The organism is Virgibacillus sp. GM2-2 (assembly GCF_055329585.1).
Map to the genome: position 1 here is coordinate 54282 of NZ_JBUZWC010000017.1, position 26192 is coordinate 80473.

Annotated in this window: 28 protein-coding genes; 22 read left to right on the forward strand and 6 right to left on the reverse strand. The window is 36.1% G+C overall.

All coding sequences use genetic code 11. The features are described from left to right. Positions 1–49 precede the first annotated feature (49 nt). The 4 genes from ACY9Z2_RS16195 (at position 50) to ACY9Z2_RS16210 (ending at position 3817) form a co-directional block, all read left to right on the forward strand. Entirely contained in the window at positions 50–874 is an 825-nt protein-coding gene (locus ACY9Z2_RS16195) for a S1 family peptidase (RefSeq protein ID WP_463610705.1), read from the forward strand. Positions 875–941: 67 nt separating this feature from the next. Next, complete coding sequence (locus ACY9Z2_RS16200) at positions 942–1661, forward strand: PRC-barrel domain-containing protein (protein ID WP_463610706.1); 720 nt, start codon at positions 942–944, stop codon at positions 1659–1661. Positions 1662–1958: 297 nt separating this feature from the next. After that, positions 1959–2687, forward strand: coding sequence for an RNA polymerase sigma factor SigI (gene sigI, locus ACY9Z2_RS16205; protein ID WP_463610707.1), 729 nt, complete (start codon positions 1959–1961; stop codon positions 2685–2687). Continuing rightward, a complete protein-coding gene (locus tag ACY9Z2_RS16210; protein WP_463610708.1) occupies positions 2684–3817 on the forward strand; it encodes an anti-sigma factor domain-containing protein in 1134 nt (377 codons plus the stop codon). Before sigI ends, ACY9Z2_RS16210 begins: the two co-directional genes overlap by 4 nt. Before the next feature lie 92 nt (positions 3818–3909). Here the strand turns inward: ACY9Z2_RS16210 and ACY9Z2_RS16215 are convergent, their stop codons facing one another. Continuing rightward, positions 3910–4146: a YhdB family protein gene (locus ACY9Z2_RS16215; RefSeq protein ID WP_463610709.1), complete on the reverse strand. Its 237-nt coding sequence runs from the start codon at positions 4144–4146 to the stop codon at positions 3910–3912. 167 nt (positions 4147–4313) lie between these two features. Here ACY9Z2_RS16215 and ACY9Z2_RS16220 point away from each other — a divergent pair, with 167 nt between their 5' ends. The 8 genes from ACY9Z2_RS16220 to ACY9Z2_RS16255 all read left to right on the forward strand — a co-directional run bounded on the left by ACY9Z2_RS16220 (position 4314) and on the right by ACY9Z2_RS16255 (position 11303). Continuing rightward, positions 4314–4898, forward strand: a complete 585-nt coding sequence (locus ACY9Z2_RS16220; protein WP_463610710.1) for a YhcN/YlaJ family sporulation lipoprotein — start codon at positions 4314–4316, stop codon at positions 4896–4898. A 217-nt stretch (positions 4899–5115) separates the two neighbouring features. Continuing rightward, positions 5116–5754, forward strand: coding sequence for a class I SAM-dependent DNA methyltransferase (locus ACY9Z2_RS16225; RefSeq protein ID WP_463610711.1), 639 nt, complete (start codon positions 5116–5118; stop codon positions 5752–5754). Between the two features lie 18 nt (positions 5755–5772). Further along, positions 5773–6240 carry an S-ribosylhomocysteine lyase gene (locus ACY9Z2_RS16230; protein ID WP_463610712.1) on the forward strand — a complete coding sequence of 156 codons (468 nt, stop codon included), beginning with the start codon at positions 5773–5775 and terminating at the stop codon, positions 6238–6240. Positions 6241–6252: 12 nt separating this feature from the next. After that, complete coding sequence (locus tag ACY9Z2_RS16235) at positions 6253–7170, forward strand: PLP-dependent cysteine synthase family protein (protein ID WP_463610713.1); 918 nt, start codon at positions 6253–6255, stop codon at positions 7168–7170. Positions 7171–7189: 19 nt separating this feature from the next. Next, positions 7190–8326: a bifunctional cystathionine gamma-lyase/homocysteine desulfhydrase gene (locus tag ACY9Z2_RS16240; protein ID WP_463610714.1), complete on the forward strand. Its 1137-nt coding sequence runs from the start codon at positions 7190–7192 to the stop codon at positions 8324–8326. Positions 8327–8879: 553 nt separating this feature from the next. Then, positions 8880–10247 (forward strand): dipeptidase, encoded by a 1368-nt coding sequence (locus ACY9Z2_RS16245; protein WP_463610715.1) that lies wholly within the window; start codon positions 8880–8882, stop codon positions 10245–10247. A gap of 104 nt (positions 10248–10351) precedes the next feature. Then, complete coding sequence (locus tag ACY9Z2_RS16250; protein WP_463610716.1) at positions 10352–11110, forward strand: (S)-benzoin forming benzil reductase; 759 nt, start codon at positions 10352–10354, stop codon at positions 11108–11110. Between the two features lie 85 nt (positions 11111–11195). Next, positions 11196–11303: a YjcZ family sporulation protein gene (locus ACY9Z2_RS16255; RefSeq protein WP_463610717.1), complete on the forward strand. Its 108-nt coding sequence runs from the start codon at positions 11196–11198 to the stop codon at positions 11301–11303. Between the two features lie 544 nt (positions 11304–11847). Here the strand turns inward: ACY9Z2_RS16255 and ACY9Z2_RS16260 are convergent. Continuing rightward, positions 11848–12405 (reverse strand): hypothetical protein, encoded by a 558-nt coding sequence (locus ACY9Z2_RS16260; RefSeq protein ID WP_463610718.1) that lies wholly within the window; start codon positions 12403–12405, stop codon positions 11848–11850. A 204-nt stretch (positions 12406–12609) separates the two neighbouring features. On the opposite strand from ACY9Z2_RS16260, the gene map reads away from it, so the two are divergent. From map to ACY9Z2_RS16285, 5 genes are all read left to right on the forward strand, one after another. Beyond that, a complete protein-coding gene (gene map / locus ACY9Z2_RS16265; protein WP_463610719.1) occupies positions 12610–13365 on the forward strand; it encodes a type I methionyl aminopeptidase in 756 nt (251 codons plus the stop codon). A gap of 24 nt (positions 13366–13389) precedes the next feature. Then, positions 13390–14175: a cobalamin-binding protein gene (locus ACY9Z2_RS16270; RefSeq protein WP_463610720.1), complete on the forward strand. Its 786-nt coding sequence runs from the start codon at positions 13390–13392 to the stop codon at positions 14173–14175. A 149-nt stretch (positions 14176–14324) separates the two neighbouring features. Then, a complete protein-coding gene (locus ACY9Z2_RS16275) occupies positions 14325–15053 on the forward strand; it encodes an AzlC family ABC transporter permease (RefSeq protein ID WP_463610721.1) in 729 nt (242 codons plus the stop codon). Next, positions 15050–15343: an AzlD domain-containing protein gene (locus ACY9Z2_RS16280; RefSeq protein ID WP_463610722.1), complete on the forward strand. Its 294-nt coding sequence runs from the start codon at positions 15050–15052 to the stop codon at positions 15341–15343. Before ACY9Z2_RS16275 ends, ACY9Z2_RS16280 begins: the two co-directional genes overlap by 4 nt. 52 nt (positions 15344–15395) lie before the next feature. Beyond that, on the forward strand, positions 15396–15938 hold the full coding sequence (locus ACY9Z2_RS16285; RefSeq protein WP_463610723.1) for a GNAT family N-acetyltransferase: 543 nt from the start codon (positions 15396–15398) through the stop codon (positions 15936–15938). Between the two features lie 81 nt (positions 15939–16019). Here the strand turns inward: ACY9Z2_RS16285 and ACY9Z2_RS16290 are convergent, their stop codons facing one another. Continuing rightward, complete coding sequence (locus tag ACY9Z2_RS16290) at positions 16020–16886, reverse strand: cation diffusion facilitator family transporter (RefSeq protein WP_463610724.1); 867 nt, start codon at positions 16884–16886, stop codon at positions 16020–16022. Positions 16887–17122: 236 nt separating this feature from the next. Between ACY9Z2_RS16290 and ACY9Z2_RS16295 the strand changes: the two genes are divergently transcribed. The 3 genes from ACY9Z2_RS16295 (at position 17123) to ACY9Z2_RS16305 (ending at position 20403) form a co-directional block, all read left to right on the forward strand. Beyond that, positions 17123–17356 (forward strand): IDEAL domain-containing protein, encoded by a 234-nt coding sequence (locus ACY9Z2_RS16295; protein WP_463610725.1) that lies wholly within the window; start codon positions 17123–17125, stop codon positions 17354–17356. A 225-nt stretch (positions 17357–17581) separates the two neighbouring features. Continuing rightward, positions 17582–19045: a methyl-accepting chemotaxis protein gene (locus tag ACY9Z2_RS16300; protein WP_463610726.1), complete on the forward strand. Its 1464-nt coding sequence runs from the start codon at positions 17582–17584 to the stop codon at positions 19043–19045. Between the two features lie 59 nt (positions 19046–19104). After that, entirely contained in the window at positions 19105–20403 is a 1299-nt protein-coding gene (locus tag ACY9Z2_RS16305) for an MFS transporter (RefSeq protein WP_463610727.1), read from the forward strand. Between the two features lie 486 nt (positions 20404–20889). On the opposite strand, the gene ACY9Z2_RS16310 is transcribed toward ACY9Z2_RS16305, so the two are convergent. After that, positions 20890–21804 (reverse strand): zinc dependent phospholipase C family protein, encoded by a 915-nt coding sequence (locus ACY9Z2_RS16310; RefSeq protein WP_463610728.1) that lies wholly within the window; start codon positions 21802–21804, stop codon positions 20890–20892. A 312-nt stretch (positions 21805–22116) separates the two neighbouring features. On the opposite strand from ACY9Z2_RS16310, the gene fumC reads away from it, so the two are divergent. Both fumC and ACY9Z2_RS16320 read left to right on the forward strand, forming a co-directional pair. Next, entirely contained in the window at positions 22117–23502 is a 1386-nt protein-coding gene (gene fumC / locus ACY9Z2_RS16315) for a class II fumarate hydratase (protein ID WP_463610729.1), read from the forward strand. A 138-nt stretch (positions 23503–23640) separates the two neighbouring features. Further along, on the forward strand, positions 23641–23841 hold the full coding sequence (locus ACY9Z2_RS16320) for an alpha/beta-type small acid-soluble spore protein (RefSeq protein WP_463610730.1): 201 nt from the start codon (positions 23641–23643) through the stop codon (positions 23839–23841). Between the two features lie 79 nt (positions 23842–23920). On the opposite strand, the gene ACY9Z2_RS16325 is transcribed toward ACY9Z2_RS16320, so the two are convergent. Together ACY9Z2_RS16325 and ACY9Z2_RS16330 are read right to left on the reverse strand one after the other, a co-directional pair. Beyond that, the gene (locus ACY9Z2_RS16325; RefSeq protein ID WP_463610731.1) at positions 23921–25018 is read right to left on the reverse strand and encodes an ABC transporter ATP-binding protein; all 1098 of its coding nucleotides are present in this window, start codon (positions 25016–25018) and stop codon (positions 23921–23923) included. Positions 25019–25133: 115 nt separating this feature from the next. Beyond that, positions 25134–26021 (reverse strand): PucR family transcriptional regulator, encoded by an 888-nt coding sequence (locus tag ACY9Z2_RS16330; RefSeq protein WP_463610732.1) that lies wholly within the window; start codon positions 26019–26021, stop codon positions 25134–25136. Positions 26022–26192 lie beyond the last annotated feature (171 nt).

Sequence of the window (26192 nt, forward strand, 5' to 3'; positions counted from 1 at the left end):
ATGCGTCCGCTTCTAAACGGGCGTTTGCGCTTTTCTAATGAGGTGTGCTATGGATAGAGATAGTAATAACAACCATGATGTTATCGACGACGATTTATACGAGGAAATCGATGATGAGGAATTGTATGAATTAGTTGAAGAAGAACGCAAGAATGCACTTCAACGTGCTCAAGAAAATAGAGAAAATAAGAAGCCAAAACGCCCATTTCCAAAGTGGGCATTTTGGCTAATTGCAATTATGATGGTGTTTAATGTTTTTGCTTTTTTTCCTAAAATAATATCGATTCCTGCAATTGAGTTTTTAATCACGTCGTCCAAATTGTCCATGCAGGACGATATTAGTACCTACAAAAAAGCAGTTGTCGTCATTGAAGCTGGTAATTCAAACGGAACGGGTTTTTCCATTAATAATGGTGGAACGATTATCACGAATGAGCATGTCATTAGTGGTGAAAAAAATGTTACAGTAGCATTTCCCGAAGAAGGATTGCATAACGCTAAAGTAGTTGCGACTTATCCAGCGGTTGATTTAGCTGTATTAGAAACAGAAGGCGAGGATTACCCCTCACTCGAATTAGCTCAAAACACTACTGTAAACCAAGGTGAAAAAATTTATTTTATTGGTAACCCATTACAATTTCATGGTATTGCAAATAAAGGAACAATAATTAAAAAGACAATGCTTCCTGATTGGGATAAGCCAGTCATGATGATAGATGCACCAATTTATCATGGGAACAGTGGTAGTCCAGTAATCAATTCTTCTGGAAAGGTAATTGGTGTTGTGTTTGCAACACTTGATACTGACAAACATGGAAAAGTTGGCTTGTACATTCCGATAGAATATTATTTTTCCTTACACAAACAAAAATAGTCTCCTAATTGTTTGATAAAGCTAAATGTTGGGTATTTATCTTTATAACAGTTAAAGGAGGATTTTAATGCGATATTTAACATCAACATTGAAATCATATAATATTCATGCTACAGATGGAGAAATGGGTAAGGTAAAAGATCTTTATTTTGACGATCATAGTTGGGCAATTCGATATGCACAAGTAGATACACATAAATGGTTACCTTCAAGAAATGTGTATTTATCTCCGGCTTCATTCACAGGGGTAAATGAACGTGATGAGCGAGTTGAAGTTGACCATGATAAGGACACAATCAAACGTAGTCCAACCATTCCTGCGGACGCTGAGATTTCTAAAGCGAATGAAGAAAGTCTAACTGAATACTATGGTTGGAACCGTTACTGGCGCGGAGAAAACCTTTGGGGCGCTGTTGATCGTCCTTTTGTTCCGAAAATTCCAACACAGGATCAAGAAAATAAAGCTAAACGTAATGAAGCAGAAATGAATGAAAACAAAAATTATGTGTTGCTGAATGAGGAAGATACTATTGGTATCAAAGTACATGGTCACGATGGTAAAATGGGAGAAATAACAGATCTAGTTTTTGATGATGAGAACTGGAAGATTAATTACCTTGTAGTCAAGGTTGTGAAAATACCAGCTGAAAAATATTATCTCATTGATACAAGCCACATCACCTCTGTTGAATGGCCAGATAAAGATTTATATGTGGATCTGAAAGCTGACTATTTGGAAACCCAAACAGATTATGAAACAAAAGAGGATGCATTAGCTAGTTTATAATGAATTGTGAGAAGTCAAGCGCCTATGTCGAATTTTATCGACATAGGCGCTTTTTTGTCCATAGTAATCGATTTTTAATATAACTGTAAATAGGCTGTGATAGTATCTAGGGCTTGTATAGGTTAAGATTAGTCATATTGAAATAGAAAAAAATTCTTAAATAAATAAAGATGGTGGTTTCATCATGACTAATAAATTAATGAATCTGACGATAAAATGGAATGTGAAATATAAAAAAGCTACACCCAAAAAAAATAAGAAAATGACGAATTTTATAATGGCTGGAGGTGTTATAGGTTGATTAACCAGTCCTTAAAAGAAAATTCCCTTGAAGAAATGATTGCCTCAGCCAAAGAAGGGAACCAAGAAGTACAAAATTATCTTTTAAAGATGTATCAACCATATATTGCTAAGTGTGTTTCAGAGGTTTGTAAACGTTATATTGATCCAAAGCGAGATGATGAATTTAGTGTGGGGCTATTTGCGTTTAATGAAGCCATTCAAACCTATTCATCGGAAAAAGGCAGTTCTTTTCTATCATTTGCAAAATTGGTCGTGAAGCGGAAGGTTATTGATTATATTCGATTTGTACAAAAATCTCCGACAACTACCTCATTAGATGAGAGCTTTGATGAGGAAAAAATGGAAAACCCAGCTGAAATTGTTGCAGTGAATGAGATTTACCAAGAAGAGCAAGAAGCATGGTATCGTAGAGAGGAAATTGCTGATTTCAAAGTGAAGCTAAAGGATTATAAATTGACCTTATCTGAACTTACGGAGGTGTCTCCAAAACATAGAGATGCACGTGAGTCAGCCATTCGTACTGCTAAAATCTTATACGAGGATCAAGCATTGAGAGAATATGTGCATCTGAAGAAGAAGCTTCCCATTAAGGATTTAGTAAAAAGAGTGGATGTTAGCAAAAAAACGTTAGAACGAAACCGGAAATATATATTAGCGATATTTATTGTGTTAAGTGAAGATTATCTGTATTTGAAGGATTATCTTAAAGGGGTGGCTCAGTGAGTAAAGGGATCATAATGGAAAAGCATCGAAAATATTCGATCGTTATGACACAGGATGGCAAATTTCAAAAAGTAAAGCCTGTGAAAAACGCAGATGTTGGTGCCGAAGTTTCATATGAGGTTTTAGCAACAAATAAAGGTGGATTGATATTTTTTCAGAACAAAAAAGGCAGTAGCATGACGAATCGTTACATAGCTATTGCTTGTATGATTATGTTGTTTGCACTTCCATTTTTCTTTTTAGGTGGACAAGACAAAACATATGCATACGTTAATGTTGATATTAATCCTAGTCTTGAAATGGAAATTGATGAAGAACTTCGAGTAGTTTCTATTTCTCCATTAAATGCCGATGCTGAACGATTAATTAAGCAATTATCTAATTACCATGATAAAAAAATAGAACAGGTAATTGAATTAATCATGATGAAAAGTGATGAGCTTGGCTTGATAAAAAATGGCAAAAATATTCTTGTCGGGGTAAGCTATGTGTCGAATCAGGATATTTCCGTTCTTGATACTGTTGATAACTATTTTTTAACAAATAATTCATCGTGGGAAATTGCTACTTTTCAAGTTCCAGAAGAAGTACGAGAACGTGCAATGAAGAATGACATTTCCATGAATAAGGTAATGGCTAGCTCCATGAATAGTGCAACTTCTAATAATAAGCTATCTATTACGCAAACTCGGGTTAATGATGATGAAAAAGAACTTATTCAATCATTTTATACTAATGCAACGTCAGATCATCAAAATCAAAACCCAAATAAAGACGTAATAGCTGAGGTCGATTCAAAAGCGACTATTCAGCAGCAGCCAAAATCGGGAAATGAAAAGCCAGAATTGCACCCAAGTGATCTGAAGGGACAAAATGGAGCAATTCATTCAAATGGAAAAAATCAACAGAATAAATCAAAAGAGGCTAAAGAAAGAGGAAATGCCCAGAAAGAACATAAAGATAAACAGCATAAAACTAAAAAAGCGAAGCATGCAGAAAAAGCTGAAAAGCACAAGCATAAGAAGGACAAACATCACAAAAAACATCAAAACAAACATAAACATAATCATCATAAAGACAATAAAGGCGACAAGCATAAGAATAAACACAAACATAAACATAAAGAATAGAAATCTTAAAGCAATTGATAAAGTTTTCCTTATTATAGGTCTTTTTAAAATAATAAACTGAGGGTACCACAAGATGGTAACCCTCAGTTTTTTTATACTTCCATTACTGCAGTTGGTGTGTATTTCATTGCATGGTCAATGTAATACAGTAATTTGTCATGGCTATTTATGACATGGTCTTGATCAGGTGAATAATAGTAGGAGTGTAAAAAGTGTTGTATCCGTTTTGATAGTAAATCATCATTTGTACGAACCATCAGTACAAGTAAATCGTCCCATTGTCCCCAGAGTGTGTAGTAAAGTGCTTTGTCATAATCTGGTATATCCACTGATTCCCCTCCTCAAATTAAAGGATTACTTATAGTTTCCCCACATAGCGATTATATTTTCGAAAACATAATTGGTGGACTTTCCAAAAAAAGGGTAAAAACAAAAGAATAAATGGTGTGACTTGTTACATACTAAACACAAAATATGTAAGGAGGAATGGATTCAAATGAAATTTAAAACTTTCAGTATTGCTTTAATGGCAACTGCAGCGCTAGTTGGTTGTCAAAATCAAGATGAAAATAACAACAACAATAATGATACAGAAGATCCTAATGTCGAACAGACAAGATTTAATGCAGGAGATGCAAATGATCAAGAGAACCGTCAAGATTTTGATATGAATCGTGACGAAAACGATAATAATAACAATGAATATGACGTCTCAGATGAAGCCGCTGAAAAAATTGCTAATCAAGTTGAGGGAATTGACAATGCATATGTTGTAACAACGGAAAACAATGCATATGTAGCAGCTGAGTTGGATACAAACAACAATAATAATCAAGGTACAAATAATGGTAACGGTAATGGTGATGGTGATGAGCTTACTGATCGTACGAAGCAAAAAATTACCGATGTAGTAAAATCTGTTGATAACAATATCGATAATGTTTACGTATCAACCAACCCAGATTTTCTTGACCTTGTTACTGATTATGCGAATCAAGCGGAAAACGGCGAACCAATTGAAGGGTTATTTGATCAAATGGGCAATATGATTGAACGCGTATTTCCACAGGACAACGAATAATATAGGAAAAAACAAGCAGAGTGTAGCAAATGTTACACTCTTTTTTTATTGCTAAAAAAACATACATAGTCGGACAATTTGTCAGGAACAATCACAAATTTTAGTTGGAAAACCATAACTTTGAATGTTTTGCAATCATATGCTATCCTTAAGACGTGTAATTCATACTATTCATAGTGAATTACTATGTTTTAATATATAAGTGGAGTTGAGAGTAATGGGACGTGAATTTATTGATTTATTCGAGGAGTGGGCAGGCTCCTATGATGATAGTGTTGCAGGTAGGGATCCACAATATGCGGCAGTTTTTTTGCATTATGATAAAATATTAAATGATGTCACAAAGTATGCGTCTGGGAATGTTTTAGAATTTGGTGTGGGCACAGGAAACTTATCAAAAAAACTAATGGAACAAGGCCATAAAGTTTTAGGTGTAGAACCATCGGATGCTATGCGAGAAATTGCAGCAGAAAAGCTCCCAGAATTATCGCTTTATGAAGGTGACTTTTTAACGTTTCCTGAATTTGATGAAAAAATCGATACCATTGTCAGTTCGTACGCATTTCACCATTTAACGGATGCTGAAAAGGATGTAGCGCTTGCGAATTTCGCCAAAATGCTTGAGAAAAATGGCAAGATTGTCTTTGCGGATACTATGTTTGAATCACCTGTTGCAAAGGAAGATATTATAGAGGCAGCAGCAAAAAGAGATTTCACAGATTTAATAGAGGATTTAAATCGAGAGTATTATCCGTTTATAGGCACATTACAAGAATTGTTTGAGAAAAATCATTTTCATGTTACATTTGAGAAAATGAACGATTTTGTATGGCTCGTTGTAGCCGAGAAAAAATAAAAGGGAGAGTGTTCGACCATGACAAAGAAAATGAATGTAGAAAGCTTTAATTTAGATCATACAAAGGTAAAAGCGCCATATGTACGCTTGGTCGGAGTTACGACTGGCTCTAATGGGGACAATGTATACAAATATGATATTCGTTTTAAACAACCGAATAAGGAACACATGGATATGCCAGGGTTACATTCAATTGAGCATTTAATGGCTGAAAATATCCGTAATCATATGGATAACGTATTAGATATTGGTCCGATGGGATGCCAAACAGGTTTTTACTTGGCAATTTTAAATAACGATAACTATGATGAAGTGCTTGATACACTTGAAAAAACGTTACAAGATGTATTGGAAGCGAATGAAGTACCAGCATGTAATGAGGTTCAGTGTGGATGGGCAGCAAATCATAGTCTAGAAGGTGCTAAACAAATTGCCAAAGATATGCTTGATAAGCGCAATGAATGGCACGAAGTTTTTGCAGAGTAAGAGGCAATTAGTATGACTATTTATAAATCTATAACAGACTTAATCGGACATACACCACTGTTACAATTATCAAATTTCCCCCTTCCAGAGGGGGTTCGTTTGTTTGCAAAACTAGAATTTTATAATCCGGGCGGTAGCATCAAAGATCGCCTTGGTCAAAAGCTAGTAGAAGTTGCACTCAAAAACGGAGATTTAAAAGAAGGCGGAACCATTATTGAACCTACTGCTGGTAATACTGGAATCGGTCTAGCGCTTGCAGTATTAAACAAGAATTTGAAGGTTGTATTTTGTATTCCTGAACACTTTAGTCAGGAAAAACAACTAATCATGAAAGCCTTAGGTGCAGAAATCGTTCATACTCCACGTGATAAAGGGATGGTAGGAGCGATTGAGCGAACAAAGGAATTACTCAAAGAAATCCCGAATAGTTTTTCCCCACAGCAATTTGGCAACCCTGCTAACCCAGAAACGTATTATGAAACACTTGCACCTGAAATAATGGATGATTTAGATGGAGAAATAGATGTATTCGTAGCTGGCGCGGGATCTGGTGGCACATTTATGGGTTCAGCAAATTATTTAAAAAAACATATACCCGGGGTAAAAACAGTTATCGTTGAGCCAGAGGGGTCAATCATTGCTGGCGGTGAACCAGGACCACATGAAACAGAAGGTATAGGTATGGAGTTTTTACCAGATTATATGAATCGAGATTATATGGATGCGATTCATACGGTTTCTGATGACGATGCATTTCGATTAGTTGCTGAACTTGCTGAAAAGGAAGGTTTGTTAGTAGGCAGTTCGTCGGGGGCAGCGATGTATGCAGCTTTGGAGGAAGCAAAAAATGCTAAGCCAGGTTCAACAATTGTGACTGTTTTTCCTGATAGTAGTGATCGTTATTTAAGCAAAAATATTTATAAAGGATAAACGTTTGGAGGAAAAGAATATGCGAGCAAAAACAAAAATGATTCATGGTGGAATAACTGGCGATTACCAAACAGGCGCTGTTTCAGTCCCTGTCTATCAAGTAAGTACGTATAAACAGGATCAAGTTGGTAAACACCGTGGATATGAATATTCAAGAACTGGTAATCCTACTCGTCATGCGTTAGAAACCGTTATTCGTGATTTAGAGAACGGAAAAGCTGGTTTTGCATTTGGTTCAGGTATGGCTGCCATCACATCGATCATGATGTTGTTCAACGCTGATGATCATATCATTATGACAGATGATGTTTACGGCGGAACGTATCGTTTAATGACGAGTGTACTAAACCGTTTTAACTTAGACCACACGTATGTAGATACGAGCTATCCAGAAAAGGTTGAAGCGGCAATTACCGATAAGACCAAAGCAATTTACGTGGAAACACCAACAAATCCACTATTGAAAATTACCGATATTAAAGCGATGGCTGAAATTGCGAAAAAGCATGATTTGAAGCTGATTGTTGATAATACATTTGCTACACCATACTGGCAGTTGCCTATTGATCTTGCTGCAGATATTGTTTTGCACAGTGCAACGAAATACATTGGTGGACATAGTGATGTCGTAGCTGGATTAGTAGTTGTTAATTCTGACCAACTAGCAGAAGATCTACATTTCATTCAGAACTCTGTTGGTGGGGTACTGGGACCACAGGATTCGTGGTTACTAATGCGCGGAATCAAGACACTTGCATTGAGAATGGAAGCTATCGAAGCGAATACGAAAAAAATTGTTTCATTTTTAGAAGCACACGACAAAGTATCAACGATTTATTACCCAGGCCGTGAACAGCATCGTGGTCATGATATTGCTTCTACTCAAGCTTCAGGCTATGGTGGTATGATATCATTTGATGTTGGTAGCGGTGAGCTTGCCGAGAAGGTACTAGAAAAAGTGAAGTACTTTACGTTAGCTGAAAGTCTTGGAGCAGTAGAAAGTTTAATTTCATTACCAGCGCAAATGACTCATGCATCCATCCCACGCGATCGTCGACTAGAGCTCGGGATAACGGACGGATTAGTGCGCATTTCTGTTGGAATTGAAGATAGTGATGATTTAATCGAGGATTTAACTCAAGCATTAGAAGGATAAGTATTTCACTTGATGGAAAGTGAATGACAAATCGAGTAGCATACTAATTACTATGTGATTGGTATGCTACTTTTTGATGTTTAGATAAGGTTATTTTCGTAGATTTTCTTGCATTATAATTTCGCAGTTGAACTACAATATGCACGAGTGAAATTTCATGATTTTGAGTTGCTGCAACGTTGATTTCCGCAGCGGACATTTCGGTGGTGAGGGAGCATTTGCGTGGGCGTTCAAACTAACGGACACACGATTCCTTATTTGTGAAAAATAATGATAAATGTGGCAGTTCGCGGACAGAGGATTCCTTATTTGAGTAAAAACAGGTGAAAATCATGTTTATTTGCTGAATAAGATATCCTCTGTCCGATAAACCTTCAAATCATGCGGTAAAAATAAAAATAAGGTACTTTCAGTCCGATACCTAGCAGTACATTGACGTATTATTATTTTAGATTGTTTTTGTTCACAAACAATTCATTAGAAAATAACCTTATATAAGCAGGTATCTTGAAAAATATGCTAACATAAAAGAAAAGCCATTGGAGGAATGAACATGAGTGATAAAGCATTAGCTTACTTGAAAAATAACCGTGCTGAATTGCTAGAAATATTGTATCAATTTTTATCCATTCCGAGTGTCAGCACAGATAGTGTACATAAAAAAGATATAAAGGAAGCGGCTGATTTCCTTGAAAACTATTTAAACGATCTTCAGTTTGAAAAAGTAGAACAAATGGAAACAGGAGGGCATCCGCTAGTATATGCGGAGTATAACGGAGCGGGAGAAAATGCACCGACTGTATTATTTTATGGACACTACGATGTACAACCTGTTGACCCAATCGATTTATGGGATAGTGAACCATTTAAGCCAGAAGTACGAAATGAACGGCTCTATGCACGTGGGTCAAGTGATGATAAAGGACAAGTATTTATGCATTTAGCTGTGTTTGAAGCTTACATGAATACAGAAGGGAAATTACCGGTTAATGTAAAGGTATGTATTGAAGGGGAAGAAGAAATCGGTAGTGAAAATTTATATCGTATCCTACATGATGAAAGCGATAAATTTAAAGCTGATTTTGCAGTAATTTCTGATTCTGGAATGGTAGCCAAAAATCAGCCAACCATTCTTTATGGACTGAAAGGCTTCACTGGAATTGAAATTAACGTAACTGGCCCAGACCATGATCTACACTCAGGTATGTATGGTGGTGCTGTGCGCAACCCGATTATGGCGTTAAATCATATTTTAGCATCGATGAAGGATGTTAATGAAGTTGTGACAGTTGACGGTTTTTATGATGATGTTGAACCACTAACTGAAGAAGAGCGAGATTTAATCGATCAAGTTCAAGGGGAAGATTACCAAGCATCCACTGGAATAAAAGAAACTGCATCTGAAAAAGGTTACACACCGAAAGAACATACAATGGCAAGACCAACATTTGAAATCAACGGAATGTACGGTGGCTATCAAGGGGCAGGGACGAAAACAATCATACCTTCTACTGCAACAGCCAAAATTACGTGTCGATTAGTTCCTGGACAGGATCCTGAGAAAATTCAACAGCTGTTAGAGGATCATGTGAAGAAGGTTGCTCCAACTGGAGTAACTGTTGAAGTGAAAAAAGAAAAGCTATCTGCTAAAGCGTATAAAGTGGAACCAAATAATCCACTAATTCAAAAAGCCGCAAAAAGCTACACAAGGGCTTTCGGAAAAGAAACGGTATATGTTCGAATGGGCGGATCAATACCAGTGGTGGAATGGATTGAAGCTATCTATAATATTCCAATTGTTTTATTAGGGTTTGGTACCCCTGACGATCGTTTACATTCACCTAATGAAAGTTTTCCACTAGACAGCTTTGATAAAGGGATGGAAACACTCGTTCATTACTGGAAAGAAATTCAGGAATAGAATTCAATTATCTCCCCGTGTATATGATACGCGGGGATGATTATTTTCGTTTTTATTTAAATAAATTGGGGTAATAATAGGTAATGACAGCGAGGGGGATGAAAATGAATTATGCAGTAATTACTGGCATTTCCAGAGGTCTTGGAGAGTCCATTGCAAAATATTTATTAGAATCAGGAATTCATGTTATAGGTATTTCAAGAAGTGGCTCAACAAGCTTGACAAAGCATGCAGAAGTGAATAATGTGACATTCACTCATTTTTCCTGTGATTTGAGTAATATTAAAGAAATTGAAAATACGACTCAAAAAATAAAACAGCACATCTTCACAGACAATTTAACCGGATTATACTTGGTAAATAATGCCGCAGTATTAGATCCAATTGATCATTCAATGAATATCGATAGTAAGGAACTTGCGCATCATATGCAAGTAAATATAGTAGCACCAATGGCATTAACCAATTCATTTTTAAAGACGGCGACTGAACATGAGGTGCCGCTGACCGCTGTAACTATAACTTCAGGTGCAGCGGAACGACCTATCTATGGTTGGAGTAGTTATTGTAGTTCTAAGGCAAGTATCAATATGTATACACAAACTGCTGCTCTCGAACAAAAGGAATTGAAAACGGGACACAAGGTTATTGCCTTTAGCCCTGGAGTTATGGACACTGCAATGCAAGAGAAAATTCGTTCTACATCAGAGCAATCGTTTAAAGACGTTGAAACGTTTAAAGGTTATAAGAAAAATAATATGTTAAAGGACACGGATACGGTCGCTGGAATATTAGTAGATATTCTCACTGACGATGGTAGTATAGAGAACGGAAAAATTTATAATGTGAAGGATTATTTCTAAGATTGGTAAATAACCGTGAGATTCGCCCTTACCATTTTAAAACCCCTGCATACATTATCATATCCTGACTTAAGGGGGGATATAAATGGGTTACGAAGGCGGATATGGTAACAACTTTGCGTTAATCGTTGTGTTATTTATCTTGTTAATTATCATTGGAACTGCTTATACAGGTGGCGGATACGGATATTAATTGTACGTAAGGCATGCGGGAGGTATTTTCTCCAGCATGCCTTTTGTGTAAGCAAAGAAAGTATAAACGAAAAGCTGTCTAGCTCCATCGCCCAGCAACTAGCAAACTTCACACACCTCCACTGCGATAAGTCAACATCGGCTCGTACCTCACCGTGTTTCCTTTATCTCATTTCGGAGTGCTCCAGTTTGTACGTTGCTAAACGGGCGCTTGCGCTTTTCTTATTGAGTAATATGGATTATAAATAAATTGCAGTAAGCGGACTCCAGAGCTCTTATTTGTTCAAAAATAAGCAGAATGCGACTGTTCGCGGACACAGGATACCCTATACAGTCAAAAAGGAGTAATTTCATCGTATTTATACCTCAATAAGGGATCCTGTGTCCACCTAACACATAGAACATGCCCCAAAAGTAATAATAGCGGAATCTGTGTCAGCTATCGAACAGTTTCTCCCAGAAAGAAAGACTTCGTTGCAGATCTTTTTAATGCACCTAGTGACAACTAGATGTAAGAACTCAGTAGATCAGGTTTACACAACAAGTTAGTCGTTTTCCTTTATTGCCTTCACAGCCTGTTTCCAGTAAGCTCGCCAAGATTCAATGGCATCTTGACTTTCTAGTTTATCGTGATTAATTTGAAGCATTGTTTTGTCGTTAGGTTTGTTTGTTATGTTTACGCTAACACGGCTTCCATTATCAAGTTTCAGCTTCCAATAACGCCATTTTTCTGATTGAGAAACGATAGGTTGAGTAGTCCTCTTCACATGATTAACTATTTCTTGGTTATCAAAATGATTCAACCAATTGTTCAAAACTTCTTCCATTGAGCTTTTCAATGTACTAGAAACACTTACACTGTATTCACCAGCAGAGGTTTGTCCACGTACTCTCCGGCCAATCTTTTGTTCGTAAGCGACAGTAACGGATTGAGCCCACCAACGATTTTGAATATATCCATTATCCGAAAGGAGTGCAGCAATATCCTTATGCTCCAGGTGCTGAGCGTTTTCATGATCAAGAACGGAGAACCATTCCTCAAATGATTTGCCAGTGGCTTTCTTAACAGCTTCATTTGATATGTTGCTCGCCTGTTTTGACATATTTTTATCCTCCTGTAAATTAGCTATTTGTAAATGTTATTACTCGTATTATCGCACATTTTAGCACAAAGAATAAGGTTCGTTTTTTCTGACGAGTTTAGATGAACATAAAATAGTGATTTATGATAAACTAATGGATGCGTAAATAAATCAGTTAATAATCATATACTTAAATAGATAGTACAGTTTGAAAGGAAGAATTGAATGATTACAAGAAAAAGCAAACGAGAAATTGAAATGATGCAGGAAGCAGGAAAGTTATTAGTAAAAACACATAAAGAAATAAAAAAGATGATTAAGCCTGGCATTACGACAATGGAAATTGATACATTTGTAGAGAAGTTTTTGGCTAAGCATGGTGCAACTCCAGAACAAAAAGGATTTAGTGGATATCCTTACGCAATATGTGCGTCAGTAAATGATGAAATTTGTCATGGTTTTCCACGCGAAGAAAAATTAGTTGATGGAGATATTGTAACGATTGATATGGTAGTAAATCTGAATGGTGGGTTAGCAGACTCCGCATGGACGTATACCGTTGGGGAAGTTGACCAAGTAGGAAAACGCTTAATGGAAGTAACGAAAGAATCACTATATAAAGGTATTGAGAAAGCACAAGCAGGTAGTCGAATTGGAGATATCGGTCATGCTATTCAAACGTATGCAGAAGGAGAAGGTTTTTCTGTGGTGCGCGACTTCACTGGTCATGGAATTGGACCAACTATACATGAGGAACCACATATTCCTCATTTTGGATTACCCAACAAAGGGGTTCGCTTAAAAGAAGGTATGGTTATTACAATTGAACCAATGATTAACGAAGGTACATGGCAGAGTAAAATGGATGCTAATAATTGGACAGCACGCACGGTTGATGGTGGTCGTTCTGCCCAGTACGAGCATACTATCGTCATTACAAAAAATGGACCACTAATTATTACTGATCAAGACGAGATGTAACCGATATTTGTAGGAGGATTTGGCATGCGAATTGTTTCCATTTGTCCGAGTAATACAGAAATCATTGCCTATTTAGGAAAAACTGATTTACTTGTTGGGGTGGATAATTATTCAGACTGGCCGGCTGAAGTGAACGACCTACCTCGGGTTGGCCCGGATCTTTCCATAGATATGGAAAAGGTTGCTGAGCTAAATCCCGATTTGGTCTTAGCATCGCTAAGTGTTCCTGGTATGGAAAAAAATATTGAAGCACTTGACGATATGAATTTACCTTACATTATTTTAAATCCTAATTCGTTAGCTGAGATTGAATCAGACATAAGAGAAGTTGGAAAAGCAATAGATTATGAAGAACTTGGTAAGAAAATGGCTGAGCAATTTAATAATGAAGTTGAAGGATTTCGAACGAAAGCACGAAAACGTAAAGATAAACCTACACTCTACTGGGAGTGGTGGCCGAAGCCGGTTTTCACTCCAGGTCGAATTAATTGGCTTACCGAAATAAGTGAATTAGCTGGGGCAAAGAATATTTTTGTCGATAAAGATGAGGCTAGTGTCCAAACTGATTGGGAAGAAGTAAAAGGAAGAGATCCAGATCACATCTGTATGGTTTGGGTAGGTGTAAAGGAAGAAAAAATGAGACCAGAACTCGTTATCAAACGACCTGGCTGGAAGCAAATGAAAGCAATAAATAATGGGAACATTCACATCCTAGAGGAATCACTATACTGTAGACCATCACCTCGGCTACTAGATGGGCTTCGTAAATTAGAAAAAATCATACATGAACAAAAAATCAGCTCAAACTAATATTGGGCTGATTTTTTGATGGATAAGTATTTATAATCTTTACTACTTTGGGTTGATAAAGGAAAATTTTTCTTTCAATCAATTTTCTTTTTTTCATGGTAAAAATCGTGTATACTTATCTAAATTTTCATTTTAAAGGGGGAATAGTGATGGCCACAAATTCGATAACAAAGAGAGAAGTGTCCCCTTCTATTCAAATGATTCAAAGAGGAATAGCAGTAGGATTCCCCATCATGCTTGGTTATTTACCAATTGCGATTACATATGGTGTACTTGCAAAACAAGCAGGTATGACGTTGGTTGAATTAACGTCCATGAGTGTGTTTGTATTTGCGGGAGCGAGTCAGTTTATGGCTGTCAATATGATTGCCGCAAGTGCAGGTGTTGTAGAAATTATTATCGCTACTTTCGTTCTTAATTTCCGTCATTTCGTTATGAGTTTATCGTTTATGAATCGCTTACGCGGTATTGGACTAAATTGGAAAGTTCCTTTATCATTAGGGTTGACTGATGAGACGTTTGCTATGTCATCACTACACCCAGAAGAAGCGAAGAAGGATAAGGGTGCATTATTTTATACAGCCTTAATATTAACAGCATATTTTTCTTGGGTAATGGGATCTTTTTTAGGTGGTGTACTTGGTGAGATTATCCCAGCAAAACTAAGTCAAAGCATGGGTATTGCACTTTACGCAATGTTTATCGGCCTACTAATTCCATCGGTTAAAAAGGAAAAACGAGTTGGTTTAATAGCCATTTTTGCAATGTTAATTAATTATCTATTTAGCCAATTTATGAGTGATGGTTGGGCAATTGTTTGCGGTACGGTAATTGGTGCAGCTAGTGGAATCTTCTTGTTAAAGGGGGATTCAAAATGATTTTTGCCATTATCATTGGAATGTCGTTAGTGACAATGATTCCAAGAATTATTCCTGCTTATATAGTGGATCGAATACATTTTCCGGAATGGTTAAATCGGTGGTTGAACGCAATCCCCTACGCAGCTCTTGGTGCATTAATTTTTCCTGGAATTTTATCCATACGTCCTGAACAACCATCCATTGGAATTATTGGAGGTCTTGTAGCAATCGTGTTAGCATATATCGGTCTTAATGTCATTTTAGTAGTGATAGGTGCAATTGCCACCGTTTTTGTTATGAGTTTGTAAAGAAAGTCTTAATTTTTAATCATAAACAGAGATATTCGAGGGGATGAGCGAGATGTTTCAAACGAGAAAGGCAGTCTATGAAGATGCAGAAGCAATTGCTAATATCCATATTAGTAGTTGGAAGAGTACATACAATGATTTAATAAATGAAAAAGATATCTCTAATATTACGTATGAAAATCGATTGGCGCTTTGGGAAACGGTACTGAAATTAAATAAAAAGGATCAGTGTACCTACGTCATTCATAATGAAGAAAAAATTGTTGGATTTGTAAATGGTGGACCTGAACGGACAAAACGTTTTAATTATGATAGTGAAATATATACGATTTATCTGTTGGATGAGTTCCAACGCCTAGGATTAGGTGCGGAGCTGTTAAACGTATTTTCACAAGATATGAAATCAAAAGGACATAGTTCTATTCTTGTATGGGTATTAACGCAAAATCCATCCAGCAAATTTTATGAAAGATATAAAGCTAAACCAGTAGGTGAAGAAGAAACAACAATTGGAGAAGGCACATATCAGGAAACTGCATATGGCTGGGAAAATATTGATGATCTCCTAAACTTAACATCTAAAAATAAAAGTTAATGGCTTTTCCATTAACTTTTATTTTTTTTACTAGAAGAAAAATTTCGGCACTCGCTATAACGAGACAAATGCCTAGTTTTTCTAAGTATATGGCTCTATATGAATATGTGCGTAGTATATATTATGTTTTTGAGCGAGTAATTTTTCAATTTGGACAGTTATTTCATGACTTTCTTCAACATTTAGAGTTGGGTCAACAAGAATTACAATATCTATAAATGATTGGTTACCATGAATGCGGCCCTTTACATCTTTCACCACTTTTACATCTTCCACTTTGGCAATGCTCTTTTTAATTTTTATTAAAAGCTTTTCGTCAAACCCATCTGTAAGCGTGTGGGTAGAATCTTTGAAAATCTCCCAAGCAGTTTTACATATAATAAAACCAACAATCAGCCCAGCAATTGGATCAAGCCAGTATAAACCAAACTGTGCTCCCACAATCCCGACAAATGCACCTAGACTAACGAACGCATCCGATTTATTGTCTTGTGCTGCAGCATGTAAGGATGAACTTCCAACTTTTTTCGCTAGTAATGCGTTGTAACGATAAACTCCGAACATAATAATTGCAGCAATAAGTGCTGTCCAAGCAGTGAGAATGTCTGGTTGGGCTATTTCACCAATCCATAATTTGCGAAGTGTATCATAAATAACCTGAATTCCTACAGAAACCATAATGAATGCAGCAAATAGAGATGCAATGGTTTCAGCTCGATAATGTCCGTAGTGATGATCACTATCAGCTGGTTTCCTAGAGATTTTTAGACCAATTAAAACAGCTATTGATGCAACGACATCAGTTGAATTATTTAGTCCATCCGCTCGTAAAGCCTCAGAGTTGCCGAAATGGGCAACAGCTAACTTTCCTATTGATAAAATGAGATAAGCGAAAATACTAATCCAAGCACCTTTCTCACCTTTTCTTAAGTTTTCTGAATGTGTCATGGATGATCCTCCATATCTTCTTCTAGCTCGTTAAGTAACAGCTATAACAGTCTACCAAAGCTTGGGCTGGTAAGTCTAGAGAAAAAAACAAGCACACGGGTATATCTATTGTGATTAGCTAATTAAGTTTCGCTTGTCCAAAACGGAGGAAAATTACAATAAAAAGTTAAATATTTTCATTGCAATTATTCCAAAAATTTAGGATAATAGAAAAAAGGAACAAGGGGGCATGTTCCATGAAAAAGCAAAAGATATTTTATCGTTTTTATCGTTACGATGGGAAACCATTAGAAGCAAAGCGTGAAATTTCATTTGAGTGTAAACTTGTGTCCAAAATGTTGCTTGATGAGCTGTGCTTTCAATGGAATAAACATCAATTGATGAAAGCCATAGATAGCTCGATAGATGAAGGAGATAAAGAAACGTTCGTACGATTAAGTGAAGAATATAAGCATTACATTTGGGAATAACCAAAGTCATATAACTATGAGTTGCCTTGCCTCTAGTAGGCAGGGCATTTTTACTGCATGAAACTAGTTAAAATGAGTGTTTAAAAGGTCTGCAAATTATAACAAGAAGTTCGAGGTACGAAGGTTTGCAGGTCCGGAACGCATGCAGGAAAAACCGAGCAACGAAGAAATTCGCTGTTTATCACTTAATAGCTTTTTGAATAACTTTTTAAAGGGGGAAAGTGAATGGGAGATAGAAAGCATCAAATGATGCAAAAACAAAATCTTGTGTTGATCTACATATTAGTATTTTCTATTTTGCTAGGAGTCGGTGCAGAAATCATTGTAGGTGCACCAAAAATAAATCTACTAGCAATAGGAGTAGGTGGAGCTGTTTGTCTAGCATTGTTAATATTTTTTCATTATAAACGTATTTTTACAGCAGCTATACCGTATATTGCAATAATTAGTTTAACTAGTATAGCATTTGTTATTATTTTAAGTTCAGATTATGTAACAAATATGTTGTTTACCTTCTATGTTCTAGCAGTAGCTGCAATTTCGTTATCATTAGCGGTATTAGTCACTGGTGGTGTATTTGGATTAGCATTATTAATATTTTTTGTCATCGAGAAAGGAGAAGTAATTGGATTTGACGCAAGGGCAACAGCTATTACAATTGTATTTTTTATCTTAGTGTTTGCAGTGTTATTTATTCAAGTGCGTGTTGCAAGAAAGTTATTATCCAATGTGCAGTTTTCTCTTTCAGAAAGCGAGAAACGTGAGAATGAACAAGTACAGCTTACAAGAAAGGTACAAGAAGGTGCCAAACACGTTCAGTCACAAATGTCTATGTTAGAAAAAGAAAGTAATCTTAATTCGGAATCAATGCAGGAGATGCGCTTGGCATTTCAAGAGATTGCTTCAACCAGTCAATCACAGGCAGAGACTGCTTCTGAGATAACCATTACAACAGATAGAGCGAAGGATCTTCTTGGAAAAATGACTAACTCGTTTTCGAAAAGTACTGCCGATGGAGTAGAGTTAAAGGAATTATCTATATCGGGGCAACAGAGTATGACGTTACTAGCCAAAACAATGGATGGATTTTATCAATCGTTTGAAGAGTTAAATCGTAACATGGAAAAATTGGTTTACCGTATGCAAGAAAATAGCACATTTATTGCCAAAATAGAAGATATCGCAGAACAAACTAACCTATTAGCATTAAATGCTAGCATTGAAGCTGCTAGAGCAGGTGATTCAGGTAAAGGGTTTGCTGTTGTTGCAGGGGAAGTTCGGAAATTAGCTGAAGTATCTCAAGAAACCGCCAAGCAAATAAAAGAAAATTTAATGGTGATTGAGGTTGATGCTTTTCAAGCGCAACAACTGGTTGTGAATAACAAAGAAAAGCTACATAATAGTACGGATAGTGTTCATAACACAAAGAAAGATTTCGAGAAAATAACTGACCAACTAATTAATTTCATAAAGTACTTGGAATATTTAGCGAAGCAAGCGAAAGAGATTGAAGTGTCGTCTGAAGTAATCGACAACTCTGTTGATGACTTAGCAGGCGTTATTGAAGAAACAAGTGCCACGATTCAGCAATTAAATGCAGTACTAGACCAACAGGTAGAAAGAATGTCCAATTTATCAAACGGAATCGAGAAGACAAATGAAATAGCTGCATCGCTTGAAAATATATAAAAATATGACCTATTACGTTCCAAATTTTGGTATGCTAGTTTTACAAGGGGGGGTCAACGATGAAAAAGAAAACAACAGTTAGTTGGATGCTTTATGATTTCGGTAACTCTGCGTTTTCAACGACCATTATGGCTGCGGTTTTACCTGTTTTTTATTATGATGTTGCAGCAGCAGGCTTAGATGAATCACTAGCAACTAGCTATTGGGGGTATTCACAATCAATCGCCGTATTAATCGTTGCAGTTTTAGCTCCAATTCTGGGTGCGATTAGTGATTATTCCGCGGCTAAGAAAAAGTTCCTTCGTTTTTTTGCATTTATGGGAATGATTGCAAGTGTCTTATTAGGCTTTGTTGGACAAGGAGATTATTTATTTGCTTCACTACTGCTCATCATAGGGACAATCGGATTTTCCAGTGCAAATATCTTTTATGACGCATTCCTACCAGAAATAGCCGATGATGAAGATATTGATAGGATCTCATCCAATGGATTCGCTTTTGGCTATATTGGCGGAGGAATATTATTAGCAATCAATATATTAATGATTCTCAAGCATCAATGGTTTGGTATCCCTAATGCAACGGTAGCAAGTCAGCTATCATTTGTTTCAGTTGGTATTTGGTGGTTTATCTTTTCAATTCCACTATTAAAGAACGTGGTTGAAGAAAAGAGAACGCCAATAAAACGCGAAAAATCATATGTGGCTATAGGAGTTGGAAGGGTTACATCAACCTTTAAAGAGATAAAACAGTATAAGCAATTATTAATTTTTCTATTAGCATTTTGGATGTACAACGATGGAATCTCAACAATTATTAAAATGGCAACGATTTATGGCCGGGATATTGGGATTAATTCTAATTCGTTGATTGCAGCACTATTAATTACGCAGTTCGTAGGAATTCCATTTACATTCTTTTTTGGTTGGATTGCCAAAAAAATCACAGCAAAAAAAGCATTACTAATAACGTTGTATATTTATGTAGGAATTGTAATTTTAGGTTACTTCATGACAACAGCCCTACATTTTTATTTATTAGCAGTCTGTGTTGGGTTTGTTCAAGGTGGGGCACAATCACTAAGTAGATCTATTTTTGGACGAATGGTGCCAGCAGATAAACATGGTGAGTTTTTTGGATTTTATGGAATTTCCTCAAAGTTTGCAGCTATTTTCGGTCCATTTCTGTTCGCGTTAGTTGGACAATTAACGGGATCGAGTAGGCTAGGAATTATATCACTAGTGATTTTCTTTATTCTAGGTATCATTCTTTTACGCTTTGTAAATATCGAAAAAGGAATGCAAGAAGCGAGAAAGCATACTAATTTTGGAGAAGCGGTAGAAGTAAAACCGAAATAAGTAAAAAGGTCATCGACACATTGTGCCGCTGACCTTTTTTTGGTTTTGAAGAGTTATTCAGAGCATTGTTTTGAAGAAACATAGTTGAAGTAAACTGCGACCTAGTGAAAATTCATACTTATGGTAATAGCAACGTTGATTTCCGCTGCGGGCAAGGCTAGTAAAGTAACATTTTCGAATTGCATGCAGGATGTCAGCTAGCGGACACACGATGTCTTATTTGGGTAAAATAAGGGTAAATGCGGTTGTTATCGGACTCAGGATTCCTTATTTGGGTAAAAACAGTTGAAAATCATGTTTTTTAGCTGAATAAGGCATCGTGTGTCCGTTAACCTTCAAAATAAAGGTAAAAATGGTAAATAGGGCATCCTCAGTCCGATACCAAGCAATCGCTAGCCCCCCGCTTAGTACGCAGTTTACTTAGAATACGAAACTACTTTTAAAACCCAATCAAATGATTATCTTTGTAGCACAAAATAACCTAGTTTAAACAATCGGTTCGCTGTATCTATTTTCTAGATTCAGTTCTAATGGTTTTCCCGTATCATACGATATATTTCCAATTATGCGACGAAAAAGATCTTGATTTTTATCAGTTGGATCTTTCCAATACGCCAAAACGGCACTCATAATTTCGATACCTTCTGCTCGACCAATCTCATATAGTTCTAAAAAGCTTTGCGATGATGGCTCATTTGTAGCTGGATGATGCCAAGTTACTTCATTTTCATTTAAATAATCTGTATTATTTTTTATTGGTTGATGTGAAAAGGATGAAATAAGTGATTTAAACACAACATTCTTCCAGCCATACGGATCTGATAAAATTTTCAATGCTAATTTCATATCACGGTACGATTTCTGAATATAAGCATCTGTTTCTTTAGCGACGTCTGGATAATGTTTGTTAATTGTAGAATGAAGTAATGTAATGATGTCTTTGTCCAATGAATAACCAACATCAATTTCCTTATAAACAGACGCCTTCCACGTTTTCATATGATGGAACTTGTCCATCATAATGGTATCAATAAGTACTTCTAACTCTTGATGCTTGTTACCTTCGTAGCCAGCTCGGTAGTGAATATATGGATGTGTATTACGATCTAAAATATGATGGGTCACAAAACCGAAAACGTATGCTTTAACATGTGGCTCCAAATGAGCGGAAGAAGTAATTAAATCCATTAAAAACGCTCCACATTTCTTCGTGTGGAGTGCCATACCAATATCACTTACTGATTCATCCTTGTTCCATGGCCAAAAGTTATAATAAAAAAATGGATCAGGTCCTTGTGCACCTAATTTCATATACGCTTCATGTTGAAAAAAAGGAGTTGGATTATTAATCGAATCGACAACCTCCTCACAAAAAAGCATATGTGTCCATATATTCGGCATGATGAAATCCTCCTTAAACAAACCTTTAAAAAGCTAACAATTCTTCGAAGACCCTCTGCAAGAATAAAGTATGACATACAAACTGAAATTAAGTATAACTCATTTTGCCTTCCAAGATGAATTCTGTTATCTGCTCTTGTATTATTATAAAAGATTGTGTGTATAACATGGAAGTAAAAATGTATATGAAATTATCAATCGCACATATATGTACTATTTTTGTAACAAATTTTTTCAAATACTTTTTTTCTAGAAATTTGTTACAATAGGTAATGGAGAATAAGTAGTTATATACATAAGGAGGCAACGAATATGGATTATCGCATAGAAAAGGACACACTAGGAGAGGTACAAGTTCCTGCAGATAAATTCTGGGGTGCACAAACCCAACGCAGTAAAGAAAATTTCCCAATTGGGAATGAAAAAATGCCGCAAGAAGTTATTAAGGCATTTGCTATATTAAAGAAAAGTGCTGCAAAAGCTAATGCAGAGCTTGGTTTAATGGAAAAGAAAAAGTTTGAGGCAATTGAATATGCTGCCGATCAAATTATTAATGAAAAGGTAACTGATCATTTTCCATTGGTAGTTTGGCAAACAGGAAGTGGTACACAGTCCAACATGAATGTAAATGAAGTGATTGCATATGTAGGTAACGAATGGTTAACGAAAGAAGGCAGTGATTTAAAGCTTCATCCTAACGATGACGTAAACAAATCACAAAGTTCAAATGATACGTACCCAACTGCAATGCATATTGCATCAGTATTAAAGCTTGAGGAAAGTGTATTACCAGCAATTCGCATATTAAAAGATACATTGAAAGTTAAAATGGATGCATTCCAGGATATTGTTAAGATTGGACGTACACATCTTCAAGATGCTACACCACTAACATTGGGACAAGAGATTAGTGGATGGCACCGTATGTTAGAAAAATCGGAAACAATGATTACGGAAAGCTTACACCATTTAAAGGAATTAGCTATTGGGGGAACTGCAGTAGGTACTGGTCTTAATGCGCACCCTGATTTTTCAGAAAAAGTTTGTGAATCAATTAATAACTTTACAGGAAATAGCTTTATCTCTGCACCAAATAAATTTCATTCGTTAACAAGCCATGACGAAACAGTATACGCACATGGTGCATTAAAAGGATTAGCAGCTGATCTGATGAAAATTGCTAATGACGTACGTTGGTTAGCAAGTGGACCACGCTGTGGAATTGGTGAAATTATTATTCCAGCGAATGAACCAGGTAGCTCGATTATGCCAGGAAAAGTAAACCCTACCCAAAGTGAAGCTGTTACGATGGTTGTAGCTCAAGTAATGGGAAATGACGCAACAATTGGCTTTGCAGCGAGTCAGGGAAACTTTGAATTAAATGTATTTAAACCAGTAATTGCTTACAACTTCTTGCAATCATGTCAATTACTAGCAGACAGTATGTTGTCATTTGATGAACGTTGTGTCCAAGGAATTGAACCGAATCACGATCAAATCGAAAAATATTTAAACGATTCATTGATGCTCGTGACAGCATTGAATCCACATATTGGCTATGAAAATGCTGCGAAAATTGCTAAAACAGCATTTGCTGATAATGCTACTTTGAAAGAAACTGCAGTTAAATTAGATCTTTTAACTGAAGAAGAATTTGATAAGTATGTTAATCCAAAAGAAATGACATATCCGAAATAAAAATAGTGTAGAAAAAAGCCCATTACATCAGATGTAATGGGCTTTTTTGTAATTCCCAAATTTTCCTTTTAATTTCCAACAATTATCAGTGATAAGTTTCAGATGAATGCAGACAATATGATTACAGGAGGTGATATCATGGCTAATAACAATTCAAATCAATTAGTAGTACCTGGTGTACAACAAGCTCTTGATCAAATGAAATATGAAATTGCTCAAGAATTTGGAGTTAATCTTGGTCCAGACACTGCTTCACGTGCTAACGGTTCTGTTGGTGGTGAAATTACAAAACGTCTAGTTCAAACAGCTCAACAACAACTTGGCGGACAACCTAAATAACCATGGCTATCGCCTGAGGTAAATCCTCAGTCAAACCAGATGAAAAGAGGGATGTCATTATGACGTCCCTCTTCTTTATTTATCGAATTCTTTTTTCACTTACAGGATCAAAAAAGTGTGCCTTATTCATATCAAAAGCAAGATCTAGTTGTTCCCCACCATCAATATCAGATCGCGAGTCAATTCGTGCAATAAAATCTTGTTCATTTATTTTAGAATAAAGATACGTTTCTGCACCCATCAATTCAGCAACGTCAATTGTTGCTGTTATTTTAGTTTCAGGTGTTGACTCAATAAATACAGGTTCGTCATGGATATCCTCAGGACGAATTCCAAGAATCAGATCTTTATCAACAAAATTCTGTTCTCGAAGTGTCTTCATTTTTCCTTCAGGGACTTTTATTTTCACACCATCCATTACGAAATGACCATCTGTTAGAGTACCGTGTAAAAAGTTCATGGAAGGTGAACCAATAAAACCACCAACAAAAACGTTTTCCGGTTTATCGTAAACTTCTTTAGGAGCACCAACTTGTTGAATAATGCCATCTTTCATTACGACTAAGCGAGTAGCCATTGTCATTGCTTCTGTCTGATCGTGCGTAACATAAATAGTTGTTGTTTGTAGACGTTTGTGCAGCTTTTGTATTTCAGCACGCATTTGTACACGTAACTTTGCATCTAAATTTGATAAAGGTTCATCCATTAGAAAAACTTTTGCATCTCGAACAATAGCGCGTCCTAATGCAACACGTTGGCGTTGTCCACCTGACAATGCTTTCGGTTTCCGATCTAAATAAGGCTCCAAGCCTAATATTTTTGCTGCGTTGTTCACACGCTGTTCAATTTCGTCTTTTTTGAACTTACGTAGTTTTAATCCAAATGCCATATTGTCATAAACATTCATATGCGGATAAAGCGCATAGTTTTGGAATACCATAGCGATGTCTCGGTCTTTTGGAGCAACGTCGTTCATTTTTTTATCGTCAATAAGCAATTCTCCACTTGTAATTTCCTCAAGTCCAGCTATCATGCGAAGGGTAGTGGACTTACCACAACCGGATGGGCCAACAAAAACGATAAATTCTTTATCTTTAATATGTAAATTGAAATCATCGACCGCAATTACTTTTTTATCGTAGGATTTTTGAATATGCTCTAGTTTTAATTCAGCCATTTTGATACCCCCAAATATTTTATGTTGTATTTAGTTTATATAAAAACGCTTTCATCTGTATACGTAAAACATGCACAAAGATCTGTTTATGTTTTGTGCATGTTTTCTAGTTATATTAAGATTTTGATAGCAAAGCAAGATAAACTGCTGCTGCTTGATGGAATTGCCGAATATCAATTCCCGTTTTTTCGATAAATTTATCAATTCTATATTGCAAGCTATTTCGATGCATATACAATTTTTTCGCAGTAAGGGTTACATTTAAATTGCATGTAAAATATGCCTCGACTGTTTGTATTAAATCAATGTCATCGAGAACTTCCTTTAATAAGAAATTCTTCGTGTTTTCGCGAAAGGATTCATTAACTTGATCAACAAATAAAAAGGGTAAAGCTTCTTCAAAACTGACTACTTGTTTATCCGTGTACGAAAAAACGATGGAAGAACCGTTGATGAAATTGGTATAAAAAGCTTTGGCATGATGTAAATCAGTTAAAAAAGGACCGACAAAAATACGTATTTTTACATATAAGTCACTCATCAAAATGTCTATTATTTCATGGTAATTAATCGGTTCTTCATGGGAGTTCATTACATCCTCAATTAATATTCCTTGGTGATTAGTAGTCCATAAAATTGGTAGTGGTGTAGAAAAAATACTATGTACTGCCTCTCTGAATAGGGTTGGATCTATGCTGCTATGTTCAAAAGAAAAATGAATAAAACGAAATGGATGCGCGTATTCAATTGGGTTCACCGGATTTTCTGTGTGAAGTATAGAATCCCAAAACTTTTCTTTATCAGTTACTGGTGTATACGACCCATGGTATTCGCTTAAAAATGTTGATAATAGTTGTTCTTCTTTAGTTGTAATTTCGCTTTTGTGTATTCCTACTATTTCTTCTTGATCTGTAAGGTACCATTTGAATTCATCTGAGTATTGATTGAGGTTTGCATTGTATCGAACGAGTGAAGGAAATATTTTTTGTAATTGATTAATCATCGTAACGCCCCATTTCTCTAACTTGAGTTTAATCTATAGCAACAGGCAGGAAGACCCAAACAGATTGAAGTTTTACTTTTATTATACCAGTGGATTGCCCTTGTAAAAAGTCGATTGATATCGAAATGGTATACATGAAACAGCTTGTTTGTTATAGTAATTCTAGAATGA

Coding starts and splice junctions, on each gene's coding strand:
- ACY9Z2_RS16195 (WP_463610705.1), top strand. CDS start 50: ATGGATAGAGATAGTAATAACAACCATGATGTTATCGACGACGATTTA.
- ACY9Z2_RS16200 (WP_463610706.1), top strand. CDS start 942: ATGCGATATTTAACATCAACATTGAAATCATATAATATTCATGCTACA.
- ACY9Z2_RS16220 (WP_463610710.1), top strand. CDS start 4,314: ATGAAATTTAAAACTTTCAGTATTGCTTTAATGGCAACTGCAGCGCTA.
- ACY9Z2_RS16225 (WP_463610711.1), top strand. CDS start 5,116: ATGGGACGTGAATTTATTGATTTATTCGAGGAGTGGGCAGGCTCCTAT.
- ACY9Z2_RS16230 (WP_463610712.1), top strand. CDS start 5,773: ATGACAAAGAAAATGAATGTAGAAAGCTTTAATTTAGATCATACAAAG.
- ACY9Z2_RS16235 (WP_463610713.1), top strand. CDS start 6,253: ATGACTATTTATAAATCTATAACAGACTTAATCGGACATACACCACTG.
- ACY9Z2_RS16240 (WP_463610714.1), top strand. CDS start 7,190: ATGCGAGCAAAAACAAAAATGATTCATGGTGGAATAACTGGCGATTAC.
- ACY9Z2_RS16245 (WP_463610715.1), top strand. CDS start 8,880: ATGAGTGATAAAGCATTAGCTTACTTGAAAAATAACCGTGCTGAATTG.
- ACY9Z2_RS16250 (WP_463610716.1), top strand. CDS start 10,352: ATGAATTATGCAGTAATTACTGGCATTTCCAGAGGTCTTGGAGAGTCC.
- ACY9Z2_RS16255 (WP_463610717.1), top strand. CDS start 11,196: ATGGGTTACGAAGGCGGATATGGTAACAACTTTGCGTTAATCGTTGTG.
- ACY9Z2_RS16260 (WP_463610718.1), bottom strand. CDS start 12,405: ATGTCAAAACAGGCGAGCAACATATCAAATGAAGCTGTTAAGAAAGCC.
- map (WP_463610719.1), top strand. CDS start 12,610: ATGATTACAAGAAAAAGCAAACGAGAAATTGAAATGATGCAGGAAGCA.
- ACY9Z2_RS16270 (WP_463610720.1), top strand. CDS start 13,390: ATGCGAATTGTTTCCATTTGTCCGAGTAATACAGAAATCATTGCCTAT.
- ACY9Z2_RS16275 (WP_463610721.1), top strand. CDS start 14,325: ATGGCCACAAATTCGATAACAAAGAGAGAAGTGTCCCCTTCTATTCAA.
- ACY9Z2_RS16280 (WP_463610722.1), top strand. CDS start 15,050: ATGATTTTTGCCATTATCATTGGAATGTCGTTAGTGACAATGATTCCA.
- ACY9Z2_RS16285 (WP_463610723.1), top strand. CDS start 15,396: ATGTTTCAAACGAGAAAGGCAGTCTATGAAGATGCAGAAGCAATTGCT.
- ACY9Z2_RS16290 (WP_463610724.1), bottom strand. CDS start 16,886: ATGACACATTCAGAAAACTTAAGAAAAGGTGAGAAAGGTGCTTGGATT.
- ACY9Z2_RS16295 (WP_463610725.1), top strand. CDS start 17,123: ATGAAAAAGCAAAAGATATTTTATCGTTTTTATCGTTACGATGGGAAA.
- ACY9Z2_RS16300 (WP_463610726.1), top strand. CDS start 17,582: ATGGGAGATAGAAAGCATCAAATGATGCAAAAACAAAATCTTGTGTTG.
- ACY9Z2_RS16305 (WP_463610727.1), top strand. CDS start 19,105: ATGAAAAAGAAAACAACAGTTAGTTGGATGCTTTATGATTTCGGTAAC.
- ACY9Z2_RS16310 (WP_463610728.1), bottom strand. CDS start 21,804: ATGCCGAATATATGGACACATATGCTTTTTTGTGAGGAGGTTGTCGAT.
- fumC (WP_463610729.1), top strand. CDS start 22,117: ATGGATTATCGCATAGAAAAGGACACACTAGGAGAGGTACAAGTTCCT.
- ACY9Z2_RS16320 (WP_463610730.1), top strand. CDS start 23,641: ATGGCTAATAACAATTCAAATCAATTAGTAGTACCTGGTGTACAACAA.
- ACY9Z2_RS16325 (WP_463610731.1), bottom strand. CDS start 25,018: ATGGCTGAATTAAAACTAGAGCATATTCAAAAATCCTACGATAAAAAA.
- ACY9Z2_RS16330 (WP_463610732.1), bottom strand. CDS start 26,021: ATGATTAATCAATTACAAAAAATATTTCCTTCACTCGTTCGATACAAT.